Consider the following 885-nt stretch of genomic DNA (forward strand, 5'->3'; position numbering starts at 1 on the left):
TCCGTCCCCTTTTACACACACACGCCCTTGTTTTCGATCTGCATGCCAGTCACTCCCTGTTATCCATCCATCAGTATTTATCGGCGACCTTCGCACACCGGTGACTCGCCAATACGGCCCAGCTTGCACAGGTCCAGGTTATCTCGCCGGGAGAACCCCGAATCCTTCATGCAGTAAAAGTGCTTGAGTTCGAGATCAATCGGTGTCTGATCTCCAGCACCATCAAGATTGGTGTACCCGCATCCCCGCATCGCGCTCTTGACCCCTTCAACGGATACACCATTCTTGTACCAATAGGTGAAATCCGGTGGCGGCGGCTGAAAGGGGGTACAGCCACTGAGCAGCAGTAGGCCGAGGCTGAATAGAAAATTACACTTGGTCATGATTCGACACCTCAAGGTTGGGACTTGACTTGGACAAAATGTGGCTTGCCGGTGGGAGAGTCCTCCCAGTAAGCCCGGCATGCCACTCCCCCATTGCCGTAGCAGTTGTGGACCGTATTGTCACCTCCCAACACCCTCAGCACCTCCCATACGGCGTTACTACCTGGCGGAATAGCATAGGGGACGGATTTATTTTCAGATACTGCAGACAAGACTAGCGCCTTACTCAAACACAAAAAACAAACCCGCCTTTAGGCACTGACTAGCTACCCCTCAAACATTTTAGAGGTTATTTCGCCATCAATGCTTTCAACAAAAAAAACTCTAAGACATTTCTTGCAAGCAACTTAAAAACCTGCTGATTTGACGAGACTTCTCCGTAAGCGCCATAACAAACTTCAAAACTCCCGCCTACCGAAATCCCTCGCTTCAACACCTCCATTTTTAAAACTTCAAGAATAGCTGAGGCTATACCCTTAGGTAACCCGCATTTCGAACCCGC

General features: G+C 50.1%; 2 protein-coding genes. Both read right to left on the minus strand.

Annotation, left to right across the window (positions count from 1 at the left end):
- Positions 1 to 77: 77 nt before the first annotated feature.
- Positions 78 to 383 (minus strand): hypothetical protein, encoded by a 306-nt coding sequence (locus M5C01_RS32735; RefSeq protein ID WP_152742445.1) that lies wholly within the window; start codon positions 381 to 383, stop codon positions 78 to 80.
- 289 nt (positions 384 to 672) lie between these two features.
- Positions 673 to 885 (minus strand): hypothetical protein (locus M5C01_RS32740; RefSeq protein ID WP_248764475.1); only part of this gene is annotated, 213 nt, incomplete at its 5' end.

This window comes from Pseudomonas sp. MWU12-2319 (assembly GCF_023242525.1).
In the GTDB taxonomy this organism is placed as follows: Bacteria; Pseudomonadota; Gammaproteobacteria; order Pseudomonadales; family Pseudomonadaceae; genus Aquipseudomonas; species Aquipseudomonas gingeri_D.

Bases quoted from the DNA above. Each gene is read 5' to 3' on its own strand.
- M5C01_RS32735 (WP_152742445.1), bottom strand. From the start codon at position 383: ATGACCAAGTGTAATTTTCTATTCAGCCTCGGCCTACTGCTGCTCAGT.